The sequence below is a fragment of the Mucilaginibacter auburnensis genome (genome assembly GCF_002797815.1).
Taxonomy (GTDB): Bacteria; Bacteroidota; Bacteroidia; order Sphingobacteriales; family Sphingobacteriaceae; genus Mucilaginibacter; species Mucilaginibacter auburnensis.
Map to the genome: position 1 here is coordinate 372,999 of NZ_PGFJ01000002.1, position 23,413 is coordinate 396,411.

The 23,413-nt window shown below is 43.7% G+C and carries 19 protein-coding genes; 11 read left to right on the forward strand and 8 right to left on the reverse strand.

The window, feature by feature from the left end; genetic code table 11:
• Window positions 1–62 precede the first annotated feature (62 nt).
• Complete coding sequence (locus CLV57_RS12270) at window positions 63–425, reverse strand: DUF6249 domain-containing protein (protein ID WP_100341691.1); 363 nt, start codon at window positions 423–425, stop codon at window positions 63–65.
• A 136-nt stretch (window positions 426–561) separates the two neighbouring features.
• Between CLV57_RS12270 and CLV57_RS12275 the strand changes: the two genes are divergently transcribed.
• From CLV57_RS12275 to CLV57_RS12285, 3 genes are read left to right on the forward strand one after another with little or no spacing between them, the layout of a single operon-like run.
• Window positions 562–1,140 (forward strand): RNA polymerase sigma factor, encoded by a 579-nt coding sequence (locus tag CLV57_RS12275; RefSeq protein ID WP_100342832.1) that lies wholly within the window; start codon window positions 562–564, stop codon window positions 1,138–1,140.
• On the forward strand, window positions 1,127–1,459 hold the full coding sequence (locus CLV57_RS12280) for a hypothetical protein (protein ID WP_100341692.1): 333 nt from the start codon (window positions 1,127–1,129) through the stop codon (window positions 1,457–1,459). The genes CLV57_RS12275 and CLV57_RS12280 overlap by 14 nt, the downstream gene beginning before the upstream one ends.
• A 46-nt stretch (window positions 1,460–1,505) precedes the next feature.
• Window positions 1,506–2,201, forward strand: a complete 696-nt coding sequence (locus tag CLV57_RS12285) for a sulfite oxidase-like oxidoreductase (protein ID WP_100341693.1) — start codon at window positions 1,506–1,508, stop codon at window positions 2,199–2,201.
• On the opposite strand, the gene CLV57_RS12290 is transcribed toward CLV57_RS12285, so the two are convergent.
• The 7 genes from CLV57_RS12290 to CLV57_RS12320 all read right to left on the reverse strand — a co-directional run bounded on the left by CLV57_RS12290 (window position 2,198) and on the right by CLV57_RS12320 (window position 9,968).
• Complete coding sequence (locus CLV57_RS12290) at window positions 2,198–2,698, reverse strand: DinB family protein (RefSeq protein ID WP_100341694.1); 501 nt, start codon at window positions 2,696–2,698, stop codon at window positions 2,198–2,200. The genes CLV57_RS12285 and CLV57_RS12290 overlap by 4 nt on opposite strands.
• Before the next feature lie 55 nt (window positions 2,699–2,753).
• On the reverse strand, window positions 2,754–3,902 hold the full coding sequence (locus CLV57_RS12295) for a glycerate kinase (protein ID WP_100341695.1): 1,149 nt from the start codon (window positions 3,900–3,902) through the stop codon (window positions 2,754–2,756).
• A 414-nt stretch (window positions 3,903–4,316) separates the two neighbouring features.
• A complete protein-coding gene (locus tag CLV57_RS12300; RefSeq protein ID WP_100341696.1) occupies window positions 4,317–4,766 on the reverse strand; it encodes a KTSC domain-containing protein in 450 nt (149 codons plus the stop codon).
• A 121-nt stretch (window positions 4,767–4,887) separates the two neighbouring features.
• The gene (locus CLV57_RS12305; protein WP_100341697.1) at window positions 4,888–5,817 is read right to left on the reverse strand and encodes a TolB-like translocation protein; all 930 of its coding nucleotides are present in this window, start codon (window positions 5,815–5,817) and stop codon (window positions 4,888–4,890) included.
• 251 nt (window positions 5,818–6,068) lie between these two features.
• Window positions 6,069–6,773, reverse strand: a complete 705-nt coding sequence (locus CLV57_RS12310) for a hypothetical protein (protein WP_157799151.1) — start codon at window positions 6,771–6,773, stop codon at window positions 6,069–6,071.
• Window positions 6,774–6,792: 19 nt separating this feature from the next.
• Window positions 6,793–8,133: a dGTP triphosphohydrolase gene (gene dgt / locus CLV57_RS12315; protein ID WP_245857040.1), complete on the reverse strand. Its 1,341-nt coding sequence runs from the start codon at window positions 8,131–8,133 to the stop codon at window positions 6,793–6,795.
• 728 nt (window positions 8,134–8,861) lie between these two features.
• Complete coding sequence (locus CLV57_RS12320) at window positions 8,862–9,968, reverse strand: AAA family ATPase (protein WP_100341699.1); 1,107 nt, start codon at window positions 9,966–9,968, stop codon at window positions 8,862–8,864.
• Between the two features lie 515 nt (window positions 9,969–10,483).
• On the opposite strand from CLV57_RS12320, the gene CLV57_RS12325 reads away from it, so the two are divergent.
• The 8 genes from CLV57_RS12325 (at window position 10,484) to CLV57_RS12360 (ending at window position 23,409) form a co-directional block, all read left to right on the forward strand.
• A complete protein-coding gene (locus CLV57_RS12325; RefSeq protein ID WP_100341700.1) occupies window positions 10,484–13,651 on the forward strand; it encodes a SusC/RagA family TonB-linked outer membrane protein in 3,168 nt (1,055 codons plus the stop codon).
• A gap of 12 nt (window positions 13,652–13,663) precedes the next feature.
• On the forward strand, window positions 13,664–15,124 hold the full coding sequence (locus CLV57_RS12330; RefSeq protein WP_100341701.1) for a SusD/RagB family nutrient-binding outer membrane lipoprotein: 1,461 nt from the start codon (window positions 13,664–13,666) through the stop codon (window positions 15,122–15,124).
• Window positions 15,125–15,152: 28 nt separating this feature from the next.
• Window positions 15,153–16,694 (forward strand): alkaline phosphatase family protein, encoded by a 1,542-nt coding sequence (locus CLV57_RS12335; RefSeq protein WP_100341702.1) that lies wholly within the window; start codon window positions 15,153–15,155, stop codon window positions 16,692–16,694.
• A 116-nt stretch (window positions 16,695–16,810) separates the two neighbouring features.
• The gene (locus tag CLV57_RS12340) at window positions 16,811–17,512 is read left to right on the forward strand and encodes a 3'-5' exonuclease (protein ID WP_100341703.1); all 702 of its coding nucleotides are present in this window, start codon (window positions 16,811–16,813) and stop codon (window positions 17,510–17,512) included.
• Window positions 17,509–19,416, forward strand: coding sequence for a DUF294 nucleotidyltransferase-like domain-containing protein (locus CLV57_RS12345; protein ID WP_100341704.1), 1,908 nt, complete (start codon window positions 17,509–17,511; stop codon window positions 19,414–19,416). The genes CLV57_RS12340 and CLV57_RS12345 overlap by 4 nt, the downstream gene beginning before the upstream one ends.
• 81 nt (window positions 19,417–19,497) lie before the next feature.
• Window positions 19,498–20,277, forward strand: a complete 780-nt coding sequence (locus CLV57_RS12350) for a 2Fe-2S iron-sulfur cluster-binding protein (protein WP_100341705.1) — start codon at window positions 19,498–19,500, stop codon at window positions 20,275–20,277.
• Window positions 20,278–20,289: 12 nt separating this feature from the next.
• Complete coding sequence (locus tag CLV57_RS12355; protein WP_100341706.1) at window positions 20,290–21,276, forward strand: FAD binding domain-containing protein; 987 nt, start codon at window positions 20,290–20,292, stop codon at window positions 21,274–21,276.
• Window positions 21,277–21,282: 6 nt separating this feature from the next.
• Window positions 21,283–23,409, forward strand: a complete 2,127-nt coding sequence (locus CLV57_RS12360) for a xanthine dehydrogenase family protein molybdopterin-binding subunit (RefSeq protein WP_100341707.1) — start codon at window positions 21,283–21,285, stop codon at window positions 23,407–23,409.
• The last annotated feature ends 4 nt before the right edge of the window (window positions 23,410–23,413 follow it).

The window sequence follows — 23,413 nt, forward strand, 5'->3', positions numbered from 1 at the left end:
CTCCCTGTAGCCTGTTGAGCCATTAAAATTTTTGCTGATCGAAATGGTTGTATGGTTAAAAGTTATTCGTCCCTCTTATTACGGGCCACGAAATAATAGGCAAGAAAACCTATAGCGATGAAGATCAGTTCTATGCCGTAAGGCAAAGGAGATTCATATTGATTGGCTGAAGGAATAAAGTAAATGAGCACCAGCCCAATTCCGCCCGACAATAAAATAATCCCCCATCTAAGCGATGCCACTTTTTGGCTATAAGAGTTACTAAGTACTTTAAGTACTTCAGGATCTGTTTGCCCGGAATTGATCAGTCGCATTTTTAAAATAAAATTTAATATAGCTATTAATATAATGGCGGTAGCCGCAAATAAGGTTATAGAGACTGATATGCCTTCCAAATGCTGCCAAATTATTTCTGAGTGTTCCATGTTGGTTTGGTTTAAATGATTATTGCCCAGTAGACACGCCAGCCATCTAAAAGGTTGCATAAGCGTTTATTATTTTAGTTTTCCATTTAATTAGGCACTTGTGCAACAATACGGAAGTTTGCCGTGTCTAATGGCCATGCTAAACCAACAGTCGCTTATTGCTAAAATATTGCAAGGTGATAACAAAGCCTTTGAGCAACTGATAAAACAGTATGAAAGGCTTGTGCTGCATGTAACCGGGCGACTAATTAAACAGGAAGACGAGGTAACGGACGTTTGCCAGGAGGTTTTTATAAAGGTCTATTACGGGTTAGCTAAGTTCAATAACCGGTCAAAGCTAAGCACCTGGATAGCGAGAATTGCTTACCTTACTTCAATCAATCATTTACGAAAATATAAATATGAGCATGAAAACAGGATATGGAACAACAACGATGACTTAGGTAATTACCATTTTAGTTTGGACACACCCGAAACGTTATTGATCAAAAAAGATGCTAATGCTTATGTTCAGCATCTGATAACCCAACTACCGGTGGCATACCGGACGGTGTTAACGCTTTATCATTTAGAGGAATTTAGTTACAGCGAAATAGAAGAAATTACCGGTATGCGCGAAGGCACAGTGAAAAACTACTTATTCAGGGCCCGAAAACTGTTGAAAGAAAAATTAACCGCCTATTTGCAAAACGAAGAAGGAAATGAAAAACTTTGAGGAAGAAGATATTGACGCACTACTAACAGGCGCATTAAAGAAAGAGCCGGATCTGGATCTGCCGCACGGATTTGCGGTAATAACCGCCAGAAAAGTGAATAGACGCGGCAAATCAGAGTTTAAAACTTATTTGCTGGCCTGGTTGAGTGTTATTGTTATTGCATCTATTGCAGTATGCATGCTCACATTATCAAAAAGCGAAGCAGCCGTTCAACTACTGGCTTTTTTGTCACGTTTTAAGTATATAATTGGTTCTGTGATATTTGTAGTACTTGGCATTGAGTTTCTCGATCAAAAAGTTACTAGATCATATTTATAGCTTTTATAGTACCACAAATAGTTCCGATTATTTGTAACTTGTATCTATGGGAGACAAGGAAAAACTCGACCGCATTATTGAAGCCCGCATGAAGCTGAAAGCTCGCTTTGAGCAGCAAATGGCCGGCACCCCATCCATGGCTGACGATGCGCCGCAGGGAAGCGGCGAGCCTAATCGCCATAGTATGCCTACTTTGCCTATTGGTCAGACGGTTACCTATAAATGGCCGGTGCTTGATCTGGGTTATCATCCCGATATTTCGCAAGACCGCTGGCGCTTAGTTATTGATGGCGCTGTAGAAAACCCTGTACGTTTAACATGGAAAGAGTTTATGGCGCTGCCGCAAACTAAGGATACTTCAGATTTCCATTGTGTTACCACCTGGTCAAAACTCAACATGCCATGGAAAGGTGTTAGTTTGCTTGATCTGGCCGCTTTGGTGCATCCTAAAGAGGAAGCGACGCATATGATGTGCTATGGTTATGATACCTATACTACTAATCTTTCTTTAGAGGAAGCTTTAAAGCCGGATGTACTATTGGTACATACATTTGAGGGGCAGCCATTGCCCAAAGAACATGGCGGCCCCTGCCGTATGATCACCCCGCAGCTTTACGCCTGGAAGGGTGCTAAATGGATTAAACGTATAGAGTTTATTACGCAAAACAAGTTAGGCTTTTGGGAAGAGCGCGGATACTCTAACACTGCCTACCCATGGCGTAATGATCGCTATAGCGATTAGTCAGCCAACACCTTTTCTGTTAAGAATATCAGCTGACCGCGGTGATAGTTAACATGGCTCGCCCTGCTCAATAACACGTTCAGTTTGTTGCGGTGTGGTTCGTTAGCAAAGTCGGCTTCTGTTACATTCATGTGGCGGCCTAACCACCAAGCACTGTCTTTTGTAGCAAACTCGGCTGTTAGTTTGCTATTGATGGCCTCCCACTTAGCTTTTAACTCGTTGATATCTACCTGGTAATTGATATCAGTTTCGCTTTCGCGTATGAAACGGGCCAGTTCAGGGAACTTTATTTCACCTAAACCCAATATCGGTAACAGAGCATCAGACACCGCTACCAGATGCGCGAACAGGTACAACCCGCTGCTGCGCTTTGGCGCAACTTTGCCGGCATACACATGGTCTGGAAATTTATTGAAAAGTTGGGTTAGCTGCTGGTTATTGCTTTCCCAAAACTGAATGATTTGTTGTATAGGTAATGATATTGCTTGAGTTTCCATGGTGCAATAATAGGCAACTTAAAATTAATTCGAAAAGTATCGATACATTTTTGATCTAAACATGACTATTCAATTTCAGCATGTGCCCTATGTCAGTTCCTATGCGAACGAGGTTAAAGTACGTGTTACTGATAGCTGTTTCCATATCGGCAGGCTCGTTACCAATAGCTAATAAAATATCAAAATATTTCCGCAGTTCCTCGTCATCTTCTAATGGAACTTTGCCCGCTACAGCAATTACAGGCAAGCCTCGTTGCTTTGCTAAAGCGGCTACGCCAAATGGCCCTTTACCTTGCAGGGTCTGACTATCAATGCTCCCCTCTCCTGTTATCACAACACTTGCATTTTGTAGCGATTTATCAAACTCCGTCAGTTGTAAAAAGTACGATATTCCGTTCACCAACCGAGCATTCAAATAAGCATGTACGCCGGATGTTGCGCCGCCTGCCGCACCACCGTAATTAAGCGTATTAATATTGATGTTACAAGTTTTTAGGGTGATAGCGGCGAAGTTGGTAAGAAAGCTATCCAGTTGTTGTACCATCTCCTCCGTTGCTCCCTTTTGCGGACCATATATAGCCGCTGCTCCATCTTTTCCCAAAAGCTGGCTATCCACATCACAAAGCACAACTATTTCACAAACTGCTATGCGCGGATCTAAGCCTCGCAGGTCTATATTCGCCAGTCGTTTTAAATTTTCAGGGGTGGGCTTTAGCAAAATGTTGCCTTCTTCGTCTAAAAAGGTCACACCTAAAGCATTTAAAATACCACATCCTCCATCAACACTTGCCGAGCCACCCATAGCCAGGATAATTTTGTTAACGCCGCGGTCTAAAGCCAGTTTCATCATTTGCCCGGTACCTAATGACGAAGTTTGCATAGGATTAAGTTCGTCCGGTGCCAGCAAACGTAAACCCGAAGCATCAGCCATTTCAATAACGGCGGTTTTCCCCCGGTCTATCAAACCAATAGTAGCTTCAATGGGCCTGCCTAATGGGTCATTCACCACGCAGTTGACCAATTCTCCGTGGCATTTTTTCATAATTAGGCTGCCGGTACCGTCGCCGCCATCGGCAATAGGGAAACATTCTATGTTACAGTGTAAACCGCTTTGATGCAATCCTTTTTGCAATGCTTCGGCTACCTCAGTCGCGGTTACGCTGTTTTTGAATGCGTTGGGCGCTATCAATACATGTATTGCCATAACGATACAACTCTAAAATGCCTTGTGAGTTTATTAGATGTTTATTAGAACCTTGCTATCGTCTACCACCTCTATTCAACTTCACCAATTTGCGGGTTTTACTATAAAACGCAACTTAAAATATTAAAAATTGAATAAAAGGCTTAAAAATATGCCTTATACGTATGTAGCCATGCCTTTTGTTAGCCCTATCTTAGCTGCATACTACTATGAAAAACGCCAAGCAACAATACCGGTTATGGGAAGCAGTATTCATTGTTATAATGATACTATTAGCTGTTTACCTGGTGTTTTTCAGAACGTTTCCGGTTAGGGTGATATAATGCTGTAGTCGGAGACTACAAGCATTATAGTCCGAAGTCAGAGACTTCGGACAGCGGAGGGTTCAATTTTAAATTTACGCTAAGGTATAGCTTAAGCAGATGCCACTATTTTACTAACGCTGCGATAAACGTAGTTGCTAAAAATGTGCCTGCGCGCAAACCTGCCCGGCGAATCAGAATTGATCAGCTTTACATAAATTTCTTTAGGCACATCAAAATACTCGTACTCGTTGCCATCAAAAAACGATACGTTTAGCACCTGCGAACGGTACGAAAAATCAACCATGGCAGAGGTTGTGGTAGTCAAATTATATTCGGTAAGCGTTTGGGCGCGTGTTTCGGGCGCAATGCTTACCAAAAAGTGGTAGGCTTCAATAATCTGTTTGCTTTTTTCTTCAGCCTCCAGTTTGGCATCTGCACTTTCCTGAAATTTATCCGGATGCCACGTTTTCATCAACGACCGGTAAGATGTTTTTAGTTCCTGCAGGTCGGCTGCAACGGTTACACCCAATAACTTACGGTGCTCAATAATTTTTTTCATACTTTTTATTAATGCATTATTGCGCCTCGGCTCAATAATTTTGCAAAGGTACGGTATGTTTTTGTTAAAGCGGTGAGCTTATTAAAGTATATTATGTGCGGTTTAGCAGGCCTCACACTACTTAAAAAATATAACCCTGATATATTCTACTTGTAACGTAATTAAATTGCGTTACTTTCCCGGAGCTTTGGCTGTAAATATAACTTGTTGAAGAAGACTTCCCTGTAGCTACAAAAATTATCTTATCATTATCAGGAGCTAATGCCATTTTATAATTATAAATTTCCGCCCACCCGGTGGTAATTGCCACATCTGTATATCTCTTTGTAGCCAGATCAATAATGCGGCACTTTATTCCGTAATTAAGACTAAGCACTATCAATTTCTTTCCATCGGGAGATATGCGTGCCTGTTCCAGGTACGGTATATCCTGGTTGTGATATATTGCGTTTCTAAAGTCACCATTGCTTGTTGCGTCAAAATAATTAAGGCGTGTATAACCTGTGAAATCAGAAAGCGCAACAACATACTTCCCATCGGCGGTAATATCAGTTATTGCCCTAAACAAACCGCTAATTTTAGTTTCTCCCGTTCCGTTTTCATTAATGGAGTAAAGTTGGTAACTACCATCACCAAAGTTCCTATAAGCATAGTAAATAATGCCATTGTTACCTATTTTCACCATAAGCGGATAGATGTCGTTGTCTTTATAGCTTTTTATAACACGGTGATTACTTCCATCGGCTGCCATAAGGTGTAACTCTGTTGAATAAACACCAGGTTCGCCTTTACGCATAAAGTAAGCTATTTTGGTAACGGGCGTATTGGCCGACACATCAGCAATAAAAACGTTTTTGCCCTCATCCTGCTGGTGGGTAACCAAGGTTTTTGGAGCCGTTCCATCTAAATTTTGACGAATTATGCTTACCTTATCATTTTCGTTATCAACGGTATATACATTCAGCGCTTTTGATGATGGTTGGGTATTGTCGCCCTTTTTGCATGATAAAAGGCTTGTTGCAATAAATGCCAATGCTAAAATTCTTCTCATTGTTGTGTAAGGTTTAAATTAAAGGCCGGATGGCTTATAGCTGGCAAATTTAATTTTAATGTTGAGATTTAATAATAAAATCTGGTGGCTTGCAAATGCTGTCGCAATAATGTTGCGTAGGCCGGAGCGCTGAGTTCTTGTGACATATTGAACAGCTTACCTTTGCTATTGGTAGGTTTACTTAATATAAGAATTGGCCCAAGAACTCAGCCCGCTTGCCAACGCTGTATTCTCGCGCAGCTTGAACAGATTTATTTATTCAAAAAAAACCTTGCGCGATTTTCAAATATTTGTGCAGCGTTGTGTGCTTCCAGATAACAAGCTCTTTTTTTCCTATGAAAATCGTTCATCAAAATCCGTCTTTCATTATCTCCTTCCTTGAGATATGAATCAATATTATTTAAATCTTCCTTTGTATTCGGAATTTGTTTATTCAGTTTATCTCTTTCTTGCAAGTTCATTTCGAGCGGACCAAGGGTGTTAATCACCATGCCGTCAAACTCCATTGCCTTAAGCAGGCATTCGTTGGCTGATTTCACAGTTTCGTCGTCAGTAACCAGTAACGAGACCGTTGAAAAACTAACATGTGCTTCTTTAAATTTAGCACCGTTTTCGACTATGTATTTTTCAATTTCAGTATAATTTTTTATCGTAAAGTATTCTGGAATTGTGCCTAGAAGGTGCTGTAACCATGTGTTGTAGTTGTAGTAAAAATCGATAAGAGCCTGCTGCGCTTGACTGTAAGATTTACCTTTTCTGTCTTTTAATATGTCTAGGTCTGAATTAGCTTGAGCCAGTTCTTTACTAAATTCGAGTTTTACAGATTCTACAAGTTTTGTCACACTAGAAATATCTTCTTTATGCCAATATCTTATCAAATAAGCTTGACCTAAACCAATCAATAATTGCAAGCATAACACAGCGATGTGTAAAAACCAGTAATCTCCTTGTTCCATCAGATTTAAAGCATTTCCCTTAAATTTCAATACCTCTTAAAGTCCTGTATAATTTTAGAGCAAATAAGTCAGTCATACCCGAGATAAAATCTATCATTTTTATGACTTTAAGGTAGTCGCTATCGCTCTCGTCAAACTTAAATTGGCTCGGAAGTAACTCCAACACCTTGTTGTGTTCCTTTTGCCTTTGTTCTTTCGGTATTAAAGCAGCGGTTACAAAATCTTCAACTAGACCCGACATTATTCTAAAACCTGCTAACTCGAGTTTGACAACCTCCTTGTAATTGTATATTTTTTTATATGAAAGACTGACTATGGCTTTTAACTCAGACGCAAGCTCTGGAATATCCTCTATAAGTGTATTGTGATATTGTCCAGCTAAAATTTGTTCTTCATTTTTGATAAAAACATCTGCACATTTCAAAGTCAAAGTATTAATTGACTTTGCTCGCAAGTATGCTATGGCTTCATTTTTATCTGATTCCAATTCGTCTACCTGTTTAACAACAAATTCAATCTCGTCATTGGGACTTTTTGCTACAATAGCTAATAGATGAGATTTAACGTCATCATAGTTCAGTATCCCTAATCTATGGGAGTCTTCTAAATCTATTATATTATAGCATATATCATCTGCGGCTTCAACTAAATACACAAAAGGATGTCGTTTAAAAACCACCTGATCTGTGAAATCGTCGGGGTGCATATTCAATTCATTGGCGATATCCATAAATACACTTTCATCGCATTTAAAGTAACCGTATTTTTTCCGATGTTTCGCCCCCTTGCTGCCTTCTGATGCTAATGATTCACATGGGTACTTGATTATGGCTCCCAAAGTACTATATGTTAATCTAAAACCGCCCTTAACTCTTCCATTTTGCTGTTGCGTGAGTATTCTAATTGCATTAGCGTTTCCCTCAAAATTTACTAGATCATTCCATTCACAAGGGTCAAATTTATCTTTGAACTCTTTGTCCTCAACACGCTCAGTATCTCTTTTTCTAAAGTATTTTGAGATCGCCTCTTCACCAGAATGGCCAAAAGCAGGGTTGCCAAGATCATGAGCTAAGCATGCCGCTGCAATAACATTTTTTAGGTGGTTTCTGTAAAAATTTCGAGGTTCCGTTAAAGCTTCGATGTCAGGAAGCTCGGAAAGGTGTTTACCGACAATTTTCCCTAAAGATCGACCTACACTAGCAACTTCTAAAGAATGTGTTAGCCTATTATGAACAAATACTTCTTCCGGCAAAGGAAACACTTGCGTTTTATTTTGTAACCGTCTAAATGGGCTCGAAAAGATTATTCTATCCCAATCCCTTTCATATTCAGTTCTCGTTCCTTTTTCGTTATCATCCATGCCATATCGCCTCGCTGAAAAGCAATTGCTCCATGTCATTTTTTGTTTCTCCATAATTTAGTTGATAAGGTTATTTTTATAAATGTCATATATTTGATCGAAAGCTAGGTTACGATTGTTACAGTTTATATTTGCTTTGTAGTACAAATAAACTTTAGATCAACTTATCTTCAGACGGGCAAATCTTTAGTTTACCGTTTTGTTAACCTCCCTTTACTGAACAAATGTACTTTGGTTATCAATAAATTGCGTTTCGAAGTTTTTAACAACAACCTTAGTTATCAACATAAAACTTCGATATTCTTCAGCTGTCAGTGGTGCCCAAACTACGGACCACTATGCCAATAGTCTCTGACTACCGTAACCTGTACTCATGTAGTCGCAGACTACAAACATATTCATCCGAAGTCGGAGACATTCGGACAGCGGGATATCAGGGCTCACCATGACATCGTGTTTTTATTGTCACACTTAACTTATCGAAGTGCCACTATGCCCGTAGTCTCTGACTACCGTAACCTGTACTAATTTAGTCGCAGAAACAACATAACCGTCCGAAGTCAGAGACGTTTGGACAGCGGGGATGCTGAGTTTGTCGTTGTCATGCTGAGCCTGTCGAAGCAGACAACAGTACGGAACGCCTATCAAGGGGTTTATGCTAAATACCTGCATCGCGGTCATTATCATGGTTCGACAAGCTCACCATGACATTGTGGATGCTTATGCCATTACCGCGCTTTCGCCTCCCTTTCCAATCGCTTCACCAACCTGCACACCGTTGCTACCGATACGCCAATCTGCTCGCCAATAGCCCGCATGCTTATACCTTGATTATGCAGCTGCATTATGCGGCGTTCGGTAAACAGGCGCTGGTCTTCGGTATAATGTTGCAGGTGGGCGGTTTCGTGGTCAAAGCCTTCTACTTCAAACTGCAAAAAATTACCGTTTTTATCAATGCGGCACAGGCATACATTGGCCGCGCCGTAATACTCTTTGCCGCTGCGTTGCTTTACCTGTTTAAGGTAGCGCAGGCCGGTGTTGGTTTTGCTTTCGCCAATGGCAAATGCGCTGTCGGCAAAGTTGATGAGCATTTTACTGCCTTGCAGATCGTTACGCGTAATGGGTTTGGCCGGGTTGCGCTTAGGCGTATGTGCCAGCACCAGTACAGACAGGTTGTATTTGTTTTTAATGGCCTGCAGGTTACGCATTAAACTGATGGCGCTCTCGGCGGCGTGCATACCGGTGCGCAGGCAGGTTATGTTATCCAGTATAACGGTGCGGGCCCCGCTGGTAATAATGATGTTCTCGAGCGCGTTATTCATGTAGTCGGCATAGTTTTTAAAGCGGTGCTGGCCCTGCGCGTTGGGGTTAAGCACCACGCGGTAAAAGTTAGGATTAAAGGTATAGCGGCTTTTGTAGCTGCTGTACCGGCTCTCAAACTGTGCCGCGCTCAGTTCAAAATCAAAATATAGCACCGGTTCGGCAGGTAGCGGGCTGCCTAATACGGGGATGGGCTCACCACTGCTGAGGGCATTGCCAATTTGCACCGCCAGGATGGATTTGCCCACGTTGGTATCGGCAAATAAAATGCAGAGTTCGCCGCGATACCAAAAGTCGCCAAAAAGCTTGTCGGGCTGCGCGTCGTCAGTGTTATTTTGAAGCCAGTCGGCAGCCCGTTTCAAAATAAAGGCATCCCTGCTTTCGGGCGCGGGTTCTGTAATTTGTTTTTGCAATTGTTTTTTTTGTTTAGGTGTTAAGGCTCTGCGGGCCATGTCGCGGATCAGTTCAATTTCGGCCGGGCGCGATGAGTAGAGCGCAGTGTTGGTGTGGTTCATGACGTTTAAGGTTTATTACAAAGTTCGGGATAAGTTTCAAGCAAAGTGGTGACACAAGTGTGTCAGTAGTGAATAGGCAGTAGTGAATGGTGGATAGTGGGCGTAGAAGCTTTCACTATTATTTGTTACATCACACTAACAGAAATTTAACATTTCTAAACACATTGATATACAGCATATTAACAATATATCTAACATAAGCTTCCTGACGTGAAAGTTGTTACATGCCGTTACAATTGATTTTTAATCTACTTAAAACCAACACATTAACACCTAAACCTGTTACATGCGTTACAGCCATTACATCTATTTTCGTGTAACAGCAATCGCTTAAATTTTCCTATTAATTAATAATAACCGCACCTGAAAATTGCGGTTATTAAATTTTAATCAGCATATTATCAATCTGCAATAAAGTGTAGCTTAAGTTAATTATTTGCAAAAACAGCCATAAAATAGCCTTTACACCCGCCCGATAATTTTGCGCCATTAAAATTATTAAAAGGCTATCCCCTATGACCAACTTTACTTTTCTGAGGCAGTTCATGCTGCTCCCGGTGCTCCTGCTTTGTTGCCTGAGCGCCTTTTCACAGGCAACCCGCATTACCGGGCGGGTTACCGACACCAAGGGACAAGCGCTCCCGGGTGTTACCGTTACCCTGAAGGGTACAACTGCGGCTACATCTACCAACGTAAGCGGCAATTACACATTTAACGCCCCACGCCAGCTTACAAAAAACGATGTGTTATTGTTCAACTCTATCGGTTTCCAAACCCGCGAGATCGCCTTTAACGGCCAAAAAGAGATTGACTTGCAGCTTACCGAAGACAACCAATCGCTTAGCGAAGTGGTAGTTACTGCGCTCGGTATCAAACGCGAGGAAAAATCACTGGGCTACGCGGCACAAACCATCAAATCAAACGCTGTTGAGGATGCCAAAACCAACAACTGGGTAAACTCGCTATCCGGCAAGGTAGCAGGTTTAAACATCCAGGGAACGGGCTCGGGTCCGATGGGTTCATCACGCATCACCCTTCGTGGCGAAAACTCGCTCAACCTGGATAACAACCAGGCACTGATAGTGATTGACGGTGTGCCCGTTAGCAGTAAAATTACCGGTACCGGCTACAAAGCGCATTTGGCAACTGATAGTCCGGTTGACTTTGGTTCTGACGTATCAGACATTAACCCCGATGACATTGCCAGCATTACCGTATTGAAAGGTCCGGGCGCAACGGCCCTTTACGGTAGCCGTGCCGCTGGTGGCGCGTTGATCATCACTACAAAAAGCGGTGCACGTAAAGACGGAGGTATAGGTATCACCTATAACCTCAACATGAGCATTGACCAGGTAAACCGCTGGCCCGACTATCAATATGAGTATGGCGAGGGCCGCACCCAGGCCTACTATTCCTACGGCGATAGCGCAGATGGTATTAACACCAGTACAGGCGCGGCCGCAGGCCGTGCATGGGGACCAAAGTTCAACGGTCAGCAGTATTTTCAGTACGATCCGAACACGCCCAATAACATTGCCGCTACCCGCACCCCATGGAAAGCTTACCCCGATTATATAAAGGGCTTTTTCCAAACCGGCTCTACCATCACCAACAACCTGTCTATTGAGGGTGGTGATGACAAGAGTTCTGCCAGACTATCGGTGTCACACCTTGACAATAAATGGATTGTGCCAAATACCGGTTACCAGCGTAGCTCGGTGGCGTTGTCGGTTAACCAGCGGGTTAGTACTAAATTAAAAGTTAACGGAAAGGCTACCTATACCAACAAACAAAGCGATAACCTGCCCGCAGCCGGTTACAACAACCAAACGCTGATGTACTTTCTGGCTATTGGTACCGCGCCTAACATTGACCACAACTGGTTCAAACCGTACTGGCAACCCGGACTGGAAGGCGTTCAGCAGAAAAATCCGTTCAACCCTGGTCCGGATAACCCATACATAGACTTGTACGAAGATTTGAACAAGATGAATAAAAATGGCTTCATCGGTACTGCTTCAGCAACCTACGAGTTCAATGATAAGCTGAACGTAATGTTCCGCACCAGTTTGGATATGTCAAATGAGTTCCGCTCTCAGCAGCGCCCTTACAGCATTACAAAGTACCCTAAGGGCATGTACCGCGAGCAAAACGTATTCAACTTTGAATCAAATACCGATGTGCTTTTAACCTACAAGGATAAAGTAACTGAGAAGATAGATTTCTCATTCAACGCAGGTGCCAATGCCATGAAGCAGACCTATAACTTTGCCGGTATCTACGCCGACCAACTGGCTCAGCCTGGTGTTTACCAGTTGTCAAACAGTCTGGATCCGGCGGTAGCCGATCCGCAGCGTTCTGAAAAGGCAATTAACAGCATTTACGCCGCTACCCAGTGGTCATACAACAACGCCATCTTCCTTGACATTACCGGCCGTAACGACTGGAGCAGCACCTTACCTTATGGGCGCAACTCCTTCTTTTACCCATCTGTAAGTACCAGCTTTTCTTTAGGCGATATGTTCACGCTGCCTAAGCAGATATCTTTTGCTAAGTTGAGGTTGTCATACGCGCAGGTTGGTAATGACACCCGCCCCTATCAAACTACTAAGTATTATGACAAGATATACAGTAATACATTTACCAACTCACCCACCTTATTTAATCCTAACCTGAAACCCGAGATCACCTCGAGCTATGAAGCTGGTTTAGATATGCGCTTCTTCGGCAACAGGTTATCAACGGATATTGCCGTTTACCGCAACAACAGCCGCAACCAGATCTTGGCCATCCCGCTTGACCCTACGTCAGGTTATGCCAGCGCATTGGTTAACGCAGGTTTAATAGAGAGCAATGGTGTTGAGGTAGTGTTACGCGGCACTCCGGTTAGCACACCAAACTTCAGCTGGAACACCACCCTGAACTTTAGCCGTAATCGCAGCTATGTGCGCGAATTGGCTGATGGATTAACCAGTCAGGTAATTTACAGCCATGACGGCAACGTAACCATTGAGGCCCGTGTTGGCGGTCGTATGGGCGATATGTATGGCCGCGGTTTCCAACGTTCTCCTGATGGCAAAATAGTATACGGTTCAACAGGCTTACCTGCTCAACTTGACCCGGTTGCCAAAGTGTGGGGTAATGCGTTCCCAGACTGGAAAGCCGGATTACTGAACGAGTTCACTATACGTAAAGTTAGGATCAGCTTCCTTTTAGATTATCAGCGCGGTGGCAGTATGTTTTCGCAAAGCAACCACAAGTATAATACATTGGGTAAAACCAAAGTTACCTTGCCTGGTCGTGACGGCGGCATAGTTGGCGATGGTGTTGTATTGGGTTCTGATGGCGTGTACCGCCCTAATACTGTTAACGTAAGCGCTGCATCTTACTATGATAACTACTACCAGATCAGCAACGCCGAAACCAATATTTTTGATGCCACATACCTTAAGCTGCGCGAGGCACGTGTAGAGTTTAACCTGCCTGCACGTTGGTTAGGTAAATCAGGTTTCAAATCCATCTCCATGGCTGTATATGGTCGCGACCTGTTCAATATCACCAAGTTCCCGGGCTTTGACCCTGAAGGTGGTAACCTTAACAGCGGTACCCTTACGCCGGGTGTTGAGCTGATGCAGTTCCCATCGGCGCGTACCATGGGCCTTAACCTCACTTTAAAATTATAACAGAAACGATTCATGAAAAAGGCATATATATTACTGGTGATGTTAATAGCTATAACATCATCGTGTACGAAAGATTTCGAAAAAATAAACACTGACCCTAACCGGCCAACATCGGTAAATCCTGGAGTTGTATTAGGGCAGATGCAGTACCGAATGGTAAGCAGCAGCATAAGCGCGGCACGTGGCTTTACCCACGAACTGATGCAGGTTGACGCGCCACGCAGCAGCACAAGCAACGGCGTGCACAGGTATGTTATTAACCCAGGCACCGGTGTATGGAACAGCTTTTATACTTTACTGGCCGACGTTAACGTAGTAATTAGCAGCGCTGAAAGGTTAAAAGAAAACAACTACAAAGCTATTGGCTTGATCTACAAATGCTGGGCTTATTCTATCCTAACCGACGTATATGGCGACGTACCTTACAGCGAAGCTATGAATGCGGCTGGTGGAAATGTGCAGCCCAAATTCGATTCGCAAAAAGACATTTACACCCAGATACTGAAAGACCTGGATGAGGCTAATAACCTGTTTGATGACAACAAAGTGCTCACATATGGTGGCGACAACGTTTATCCGTCAAACGCCCTTACCAGCGGTAAAAATGTAGGTATACAGCGTTGGAAAAAATTCGGCAACACTTTAAAGCTACGCCTTTTGCTTCGTTTAGAAAAGCGAGCTGCCGAGATGAATACTGCTGCGCAGATCAGCGCCATACTGGCCGACCCGGCTAAGTATCCTGTGTTCTCATCAAATGCAGAAGAAGGCATTTATAAGTTTCCCAATGTTTACCCCTACTTTAATCCTTACTACACCGCACGTCAGTTAGATTGGCGCGACGGTACTTACTTTACTAAATTCTTTTTGGGCAACCTCAACAACTGGAACGATCCTCGTCGTGCTGTTTGGGCCATTCCGGTCTCGGGCGTTTATCAGGGTATTGACAGTGGCTACCCTACTACGGTTGAGTATGTAGTAGGTAAAAATTCCAGCTATGTTGACGCTCTTAAAACCTCTTCAATTACAGGTGTTATGCTAACCTATGCTGAAGAGGAATTTATTAAAGCCGAGCTTGCACTTAAAGGATTTAATACAGGCAAAACCGCCAAAGCGCACTATGAGGCAGGTATTACCGCAGCTATGGCACAGTGGGGCGTTACTGTCCCTACGGGATATTTACAACAGGCGGGCGTAAACTTTGATGAAGACCCAAGCATGGCTGCACAATTAGAAAAGATCATCACACAAAAATACTACGCTTACTTTTTTGTTGACTACCAGGCCTGGTTAGAAAAAAGACGCACTGGCTACCCTGTTCTCCCCCGCGGCACTGGCATTCCTACTGAAAACCAGTTCCCCAACCGTATACCTTACCCAACTTACCTGCAATCGTTAAATCCGGTTAACCTGAAGGCGGCAGTTACTGCTATGGGTGGCGATAACAGCAATGTGAAAGTTTGGTGGGATAAGTAAATTTTAAAAACCGATAGATAAATAATATATGAAAAACGTTAAAAATATAGCATTGGCGCTTGTAATACTTGCAACCGGCGCATCTGCTCAGGCTCAGCAGCAAAAAAAAGAACTCAAAACTTTAATAGTTTTTTTTGACGGCCTTCGTCCGGATTACATAACGCCCGAGGCTATGCCTAACTTGTACGCATTTAAAAAGGCAGGCGCGTTTGGCAAGCAGCATCACAGTGTTTTCCCAACGGTGACCCGCGTTAACTCATCAGCCTACTCAACTGGCTCTTACCCTGCTAAAACAGGCATATTAGGTAACACTGTTTACTTCCCTGAAGTTGATAAAACAAAAGGTTTGAACACAGGCGAAGCATATGACTTGAAACGCATCGACAGCGCAACTAACGGACATTTACTAACTACCATTTCTTTGGGCGAGGTATTACAAAATGCCGGTAAAAAAATGATGGTATTCAGCTCCGGATCAACCGGACAGGCACTTCTTCAAAACCATACAGTTAGTGGTGGCGCCATTGTTAATTCAAGTATGATATTGCCTGAGTCGTACAAAGAAACAGTATTTAGTGCCGTAGGCCCTTTCCCTAAAAACGATAAATCGCCTGCTAAACATGTTTGGGTTACCGATGCCCTGATAAAATTAGGACTATCACCTGACGGTCCGGCTGTAAGCGCCATCTGGTTCTCAGACCCGGATGGCACCGCTCACTCTGATGGTATTGGCACTGTTACTGCCATGGCATCAATAAAAACAGTTGATGAGCAATTCGGGAGAATTATCAATTATTTGAAAAGCCAAAAGCTGGATGAGGTTTATAACGTAATTATATCAACCGACCACGGCTTTGTTACCCATGTTGGTAAAACGAGTATAGCCAATTACCTTATTGAGAAAGGCTTAAAAAAAGATAAAACATCTCAGGATGTGGTGGTTGCCGAAGGTGCTATCTATGTAAAAGACCACAACCCTGATGTGATCAAAAAAATTGTTGCAACTTTACAGCAGCCGGAATTTATTGGCGCCATATTTACCAAAGGGGCAAAACCGGGTGATATGAAAGGTTGGGTTGATGGCACAATTTCGTTTGAAGCCATCCACTGGAACCATCCTACCAGGGCTGCCGATATATTGGTAGATGAAAACTGGGATAACCGCAAAAACCAGTTTGGTTACGAAGGCACAGGCTTTTCGGGCGGCGTTGCGGGTCACGGCGGTTTTAGTCCGTATGAAGTACATATCGCTTTAATAGCATCAGGTCCGAGTTTCAAAAAATCTTTTGAAGGCGACCTTCCAACTGCTAACGTTGATATCACTCCTACCGTTTTACACTTGGCTGGTTTACAGGCACCGGAAGTAATGGATGGCCGGGTTATTTATGAATTATTGAACGAAAAAGCTCCTGCTTCTACTCCGCAGAAAGCTAAAGTTGAGAATATTCAAAGTAGTGTTAAAACACCATGGGGTAGCTACAAGTTAACCCTGCAACGCACCATATTGGGTAAATACGCTTATACAGACTTTACCAAAACAGAGCGCGTGATCAATACCCCGTCAAAATAGCCGATACTGTATATTTTTTAAACCCGGCGCATTACACCTGCGCCGGGTTTTGTGTTTCAATCCATCAATTTCTGTTTATATTTATAGCCGTTGCACAATAACCAATTTAATAACACTTGAGCAAATACACCCTATTTATTGATACCGAAGCATCGGGGCTACCAAATGATTGGGGCCTGCCGTTTAGTGCTGATAATAACTGGCCGCATATTGTGCAAATAGCTTGGCTGATCTATGATGATGCACGCAATTTGGTAAAGGAACACAACCATTATCTTTATACCGATGGCATTACCATTACACCATCAGCCATTGAAACACACGGGCTGACGCTTGATTTCCTTGCTAAAAACGGTGAAGAACCGGCTAAGGTAATGGAACTATTGGCTAATGACCTGGTAGAGTTTGAGCCAACCATAATTGGCCATTTTTTGCAGTTGGATTATTACCTTTTAAGTGCAGCATTTTATCGCACAAACGTATACAATCCATTACGTAAGCTACCTGTTTTTTGCACCATGGTTGCTACTACGCAATTATTGCGCAGCCCGGCAACCCGGCAGCTACGTTTAGGCGACCTGTATTACATGCTCTTTAATGCTGATCTGGAACATCAGCACGATGCTTTTAACGACGCGAAAGCGACAGCCGAAAGTTTTTTCGAGCTACGCGACAGAGGAGAAATATCAGAAGCAGAACTGCTTCAACAAAATAAAGATTTTGATTCACAGCGCGAGCCATCCAAAAAACCAAAAGGTTGTGTGGTGCCCGCCCTTGTTATAATGTTGTTATTAATAATAGCCATCTGTAACTTATGAATAAACGGCTTGAATTTTTGAAAACAGTTGTTCCTTTTAATACCCTTCCGCATGATGTGCTCGAGGGCGTTGCTGAACAATTAAAAGAGGTCTATTATAAAAAAGACACCACCATCTATCAGCAGGATGTAACGATGATGAAAGGCGTTGACATTATTGTTGACGGCGAATATGAATCTTTCTTTTATGATAGCACAGGCAACAAGCGCGTGATAGAAAGGCATCCTGTTGGCTTTTGCTACGGCGGCGTATCAGTGTTGTTGAACAGGCGCAGGTCATTACGTACCGTTGTTGCCAAAAAAGGCACATTGGTGTATTTCCTGCATCGTAAAGATTTCAGGGTGCTATGCAAGGCTTACGAGGAGTTTTTTATGCACTTTACCAACGAGTTTGGCAAACGCATGCAGAACGAGGAGTTTGTTCATTTCTTTAAGCAGCCTGTATCTTTCACTGAAAGCTATATCGCGTCTGAGCAATTGTACTCGCGCCGCATTGATAGTGTGGAGTTCAGGGCCGTAGTATCTTGTCCTCAGGATACGCCCATTTTTAAAGTGGCTCAATCAATGGCTGCTAATAAAACCAGTTGCTTGTTCATCACCAACAATGCGGAAAAAATAATTGGTTACGTAACCGATATTACTTTACGCGATAAGGTGATAGCCCAACAGCATAACGCTGCTGATACTGTGGAAACGGTGATGGCCACTCCTATCGTCAGCATCAATGCCGATGCTTTTGTGTATGAGGCCTTGCTGATGATGTTTCAAACCAAAACGCGCTATATACTCATTGAGAAAGACGGCACATATGCAGGTTTCATCAGCCGTAATAAACTGCTGAGCGAGCAATCGCAATCGCCGCTGGTATTTATACAATCGGTAAAGCTGGCTAACTCAACGGATGAGTTGAAGCGTAAATGGCAGGATGTTCCTCAGTTTGTTACACAGTTGTTGGGCAGAGGCGTTAATGCAGAGATAGTGAACCAGATCATTACTACCGTTGCCGACACTATCGCTCAAAAGGTGATTGAAAATGTGATAGCCCAGGTTGGCGAGCCGCCTGCTAAGTTTGTTTACATGGTGTTGGGCAGCGAGGGCCGTAAAGAGCAAACCTTTAAAACCGACCAGGATAACGCTATTATTTACGAGGATAAAGCTAACGAGCACCGCGAAGAAGTGCGTGCTTATTTCCTGGATATGGCAACACGCGTTTCGGCTGATCTGAACAATATAGGTTTTGTATACTGTACCGGCGACTTTATGGCGCAAAACCCTAAATGGACGCACTCCCTCTCCCACTGGAAACGCAATTACACCTACTGGATGGATGAGTCTATTCCCGAAACGGTAATTAACTTCTCTACCTTTTTTGATTGCCGCACTATTTATGGCGACAATACCATAATGGATGAACTGCATGCTTTTTTAGACGAAAAATTGCAGCAGCCATTAAATAAGCTCTTTTTCTACATGGCACAAAATGCACTCCAGTATGAGCCGCCCCTGACCTTCTTCAACAACATCCGCACGTTCAAAAAAGATAGCCGCGAGGTGTTTGATATTAAGCGGGCCATGAGTCCGATTGTTGACCTGGTACGTGTTTACGCCCTTAAAAACCGCATTTTTGAAGTGAACACCGGCGAGCGTATGAAAGCTTTAAAAGCTAAAGGCATATTTTCGGAGAGCGAGTATCATGAGCTCAGCCAATCTTATTATTTCCTGATGAACCTGCGTTTAAAGAAGCAAACAGAGCAAATTATGCAGGACCATACCTCGCCGGATAATTACATTGACATTGCCAAGCTTTCAAAATTGGAACAGGTTACGCTGAAAGAGATCTTTAAGATCATCTCTAACTTCCAGTCGAAGATCAAGGTTTCTTTTCAGGGAAGTTTGATGAGTTAGTTTGAATATCACCATGCTTTAATAAAACCATTAGCGGGTTTTAATGTTGATGATTAGTGCATTAACCATTCATCACCACGTATGGCAAACAACCAAACCCCGTTAACAGAGGAAGAAAAAAAACTCTTTGGCGACCTTATGCCCGAAGAGTTAGAAGAGATAATTGATAGCGGCCTTAACCGCCGGCATTTCATGAAACTCATAGGTCTGGCTTCGGCCGGTTTATTGGCTGCCTACGTAGTAGGTGCCGAACAGGCGCTGGCCCGTGGTGTTGCTTTGGATGTGCAGGAATTCCCTCCTGCCGCGGTTGAAAATGCAGTTACAGTCAATTTCAAGATCAATACCCAATCTGTTAACGTAGTGGTTGATTCAAGAATGACTTTGTTGGATACCTTGCGGGAACGCCTTGGCCTTACAGGTTCAAAAAAAGGCTGCGATCACGGCCAATGTGGTGCATGCACGGTTATTGTCGACGGCAACCGCGTGCTCTCGTGCCTTACCCTGGCAGCTACCTGCGAGGGTAGATCAGTGATATCTGTAGAAGGGCTGGCTAAAAATAACACCCTCAACCCTATGCAGGCTGCCTTTCTGAAACATGATGGCTTTCAATGCGGATTTTGTACTTCGGGGCAGATATGCTCAGCGGTGGCGTTGATGAAGGAAGCTAAAGAAGGACAGGCCAGTTATATTACATCCAATATCAGGCAACCTCAATCATCTATCACATTATCAGATGATGAAATTGCCGAACGCATGTCGGGCAACATTTGCCGTTGTGGAGCCTACCCCAACATTGTGGCAGCAATTAAAGAAGCGCAAACAGGAAAAGCAGTTGAACAAACCTGGCAATTTGTAGGATAAAATATTGAGGCAATGAGACCATTTAAATTTACCAAAGCCGACAGCGCAACTTCAGCGGTTAACCTGCTCAGCAAAAATATAAATGCCAGTTTTTTAGCAGGCGGTACTAACATTATCGACCTGATGAAAGAGGATGTGGCGCATCCGGACGAATTGATAAATCTTGGCGGTTTGACGCTTACCGGAATTAAGCAACTGGCAGATGGCGGCCTTACATTAGGCGCGTTAGGTAAAAATACCGAAGCGGCTAATCATCCTGTTGTTCGTAAAAATTATCCGTTGCTGAGTAAAGCCATATTGGCCGGTGCGTCGGCACAGATCAGGAACATGGCTACCAATGGCGGCAATTTATTACAGCGAACCCGTTGCAGCTATTTTTACGATGTGAGCATGCCCTGCAACAAACGCGAACCCGGCACCGGTTGTGGTGCCATGGAAGGCATTAACAGGATGCACGCCATATTTGGCTGGTCGGAAAGTTGTATCGCGGTTTATCCATCTGACATGGCTGTTGCTTTATTGGCGCTTAACGCCCGTGTTAAAGTTTTGAGTATTGATGGAAAAGAAAGAACCATCGCAATGGCAGATTTTCATCGATTAGCTGGCAATCAACCTGAAAAAGATAATAATCTGCAGCGTGGCGATTTGATAACAGCAATTGAAATACCGCCTAACAATTTCGCTGCGCATTCTGCTTATGTAAAGGTTCGCGACAGAAACTCTTACGCTTTTGCATTGGTATCAGTAGCCGCAGCGTTAAACCTTAGTGGCAATACCATATCGTCTGCCCGCATAACTATGGGCGGTGTGGCTCATAAGCCGTGGGCTGCCACTGAAGCCGAAGCGTTCTTAAAAGGCAAATCCGCAACCGAAGCTAATTTCCGCGAAGCGGCGGAGATAGCCATGCGGGATGCTAAACCGTTAGAACATAATAAATTTAAAGTAGAAATGGGCAAACGCACTATTGTATTAGCCCTCAAACAAGCCCTTAAAGGTTAATTGGTTATGGAAGACAAAAACACCAGCATTGGCAAAGGCATTGACCGTATTGACGGCCTTTTGAAAGTGACAGGAAAAGCTAACTACGCAACCGACTACCCTGTTAAGGACATGGCTTATGCCGTTATCTTTAAAAGCACCATAGCTGCCGGAACTATAAAGCGCATTGACAGTACCGAGGCCCGTAGACAAATGGGGGTATTAGCAGTAATAACACACGAGAATGCACCAAAACTAAATGTTAAAGGCGGCCTGCGTGGTGGTGCATTACTGCAGGGGCCGGAGATATTATTTCACGGTCAGCATATTGGCATGGTAGTGGCTGAGAGTTTTGAGCAGGCAACCGCTGCCGCTAAGCTGGTTAAAGTAGATTATGAGCAGGCACCGGGAAAAACCGACTTTGATAAACTGGCTACCGAAGCTACAACACCCAAGGGCCGTGAAATGGCTGATGTTGTTAAAGGCGATGCTGCAAGCGCTTTTCAAAATGCGGCTGTTAAGTTAGAAGTAACTTATCATACCCCTATTGAGCATCACCATCCCATGGAGCCGCATTCATCCATTGCCGTGTGGGAGGGAGAAAAATTGACTTTGTATAATGGCTCACAGATCATCAACGGGGCACAATCTGCAGCAGCAAATACATTGAATATCAAGCCCGAAAACGTACGCATAGTATCGCCATACATTGGTGGCGGCTTTGGTTCAAAAGGCGGGCAGTGGGCCAACATGGCATTAGCGGCTGTAGCGGCCAAAATGGTTAACCGCCCGGTAAAGCTGGCGCTCACCAGGCAGCAAATGTTTAATTCGGTGGGGTTTCGTCAGCAAAATATTCAGAAATTAAATTTAGGTGCCACGGCTGATGGCAAACTGGTTAGTCTTGCCCACCAGACAACTACGCATACTGCCATTGCCGAGGAATATATAGAAGGTTGTGGCGAGGGTTCAAAAATGATGTATGAGGTGCCTAACTCGCTCATAAGTTATAAGGTAGCGCCGATGAATTTGATCCTGCCTACCTATACCCGCGGCCCCGGGCATTCAACAGGTAGTTTCGCTTTAGAATCAGCTATGGATGAGTTGGCTTATGCTTTGAAGATGGACCCAATTGAACTCAGGATAAAAAACTATCCGGAGAAAGATCCGTCCAACGGCAAACCGTGGTCGTCGCGCACCACCATTAAGTGTTTGCAGGAAGGCGCAAAAGCATTTGGCTGGAACAAGCGTAAAGCACAGCCCATGATGAACAAAGTCGGCGATGAATACATTGGCTATGGCGTGGCCTGCGGAACTTATCCGGCCAGACAAAGGCCCAGTTCGGCTAAAATCAAACTCTCCCGCTCAGGCGGTAAGGTAACAGCACTTATTGAAATTGCCGCTTCCGATTTAGGTACCGGCACTTTTACCATACTGGCGCAAACCGCTGCTGATGGATTAGGGATACCTATTAACTATATCACCGTTAAACTTGGCGATTCTGACCTGCCTGCTGCTGCAGGTTCAGTTGGCTCGGTGGGCGCTTCAAGCTTTGCCAATGCGGTAAATGAAGCCTGTGAAAAAATCACAAACGAGTTGTTAGCCAAATCGGGTAAGCAGTTCTTTGTGCGACCTACCGCCAACCAGTTAATGCAATCAGAAAACATAACTGAATTTGAGACCAAAGCAGACGCGCAACCGCCCGCAGAAGCCGCTCAATATTCAAGTCATAGTTTTAATGCCAACTTTGCCGAGGTAAGAGTCAATGCCCATACAGGTATGATCAAGGTTAGTCGTTTTTTAGCTGTTGTTGGTGCGGGTAAAATCCTTAACCCTAAAACTGCCCGTTCTCAAATTATTGGCGGTAACATCTGGGGTATTGGTATGGCGCTCACCGAAGAATCAATAGTAGATCCACGTTGGGGTAACTTTGCCACCCGCTCTTTTGCTGACTACCACGTACCCGTTAATATGGATGCAGGCAAAATGGACGTTATCTTCCTGAATGAAACCGACACCAAACCCAACAAGATGGGAATCAAGGGTGTGGGCGAATTAGGAATAGTGGGCGTTGCAGCGGCTATAGCTAATGCGGTGTTCAATGCGACCGGAAAGCGTGTACGAGATTTGCCTATAACGCCCGACAAGGTTCTATAAATGA

Coding starts and splice junctions, on each gene's coding strand:
- CLV57_RS12335 (WP_100341702.1), top strand. CDS start 15,153: ATGAAAAACGTTAAAAATATAGCATTGGCGCTTGTAATACTTGCAACC.
- CLV57_RS12350 (WP_100341705.1), top strand. CDS start 19,498: ATGGCAAACAACCAAACCCCGTTAACAGAGGAAGAAAAAAAACTCTTT.
- CLV57_RS12310 (WP_157799151.1), bottom strand. CDS start 6,773: ATGGAACAAGGAGATTACTGGTTTTTACACATCGCTGTGTTATGCTTG.
- CLV57_RS12330 (WP_100341701.1), top strand. CDS start 13,664: ATGAAAAAGGCATATATATTACTGGTGATGTTAATAGCTATAACATCA.
- CLV57_RS12355 (WP_100341706.1), top strand. CDS start 20,290: ATGAGACCATTTAAATTTACCAAAGCCGACAGCGCAACTTCAGCGGTT.
- CLV57_RS12290 (WP_100341694.1), bottom strand. CDS start 2,698: ATGGAAACTCAAGCAATATCATTACCTATACAACAAATCATTCAGTTT.
- CLV57_RS12270 (WP_100341691.1), bottom strand. CDS start 425: ATGGAACACTCAGAAATAATTTGGCAGCATTTGGAAGGCATATCAGTC.
- CLV57_RS12275 (WP_100342832.1), top strand. CDS start 562: ATGCTAAACCAACAGTCGCTTATTGCTAAAATATTGCAAGGTGATAAC.
- CLV57_RS12300 (WP_100341696.1), bottom strand. CDS start 4,766: ATGAAAAAAATTATTGAGCACCGTAAGTTATTGGGTGTAACCGTTGCA.
- CLV57_RS12325 (WP_100341700.1), top strand. CDS start 10,484: ATGACCAACTTTACTTTTCTGAGGCAGTTCATGCTGCTCCCGGTGCTC.
- CLV57_RS12360 (WP_100341707.1), top strand. CDS start 21,283: ATGGAAGACAAAAACACCAGCATTGGCAAAGGCATTGACCGTATTGAC.
- CLV57_RS12320 (WP_100341699.1), bottom strand. CDS start 9,968: ATGAACCACACCAACACTGCGCTCTACTCATCGCGCCCGGCCGAAATT.
- CLV57_RS12285 (WP_100341693.1), top strand. CDS start 1,506: ATGGGAGACAAGGAAAAACTCGACCGCATTATTGAAGCCCGCATGAAG.
- dgt (WP_245857040.1), bottom strand. CDS start 8,133: ATGGATGATAACGAAAAAGGAACGAGAACTGAATATGAAAGGGATTGG.
- CLV57_RS12295 (WP_100341695.1), bottom strand. CDS start 3,902: ATGGCAATACATGTATTGATAGCGCCCAACGCATTCAAAAACAGCGTA.
- CLV57_RS12280 (WP_100341692.1), top strand. CDS start 1,127: ATGAAAAACTTTGAGGAAGAAGATATTGACGCACTACTAACAGGCGCA.
- CLV57_RS12345 (WP_100341704.1), top strand. CDS start 17,509: ATGAATAAACGGCTTGAATTTTTGAAAACAGTTGTTCCTTTTAATACC.
- CLV57_RS12305 (WP_100341697.1), bottom strand. CDS start 5,817: ATGAGAAGAATTTTAGCATTGGCATTTATTGCAACAAGCCTTTTATCA.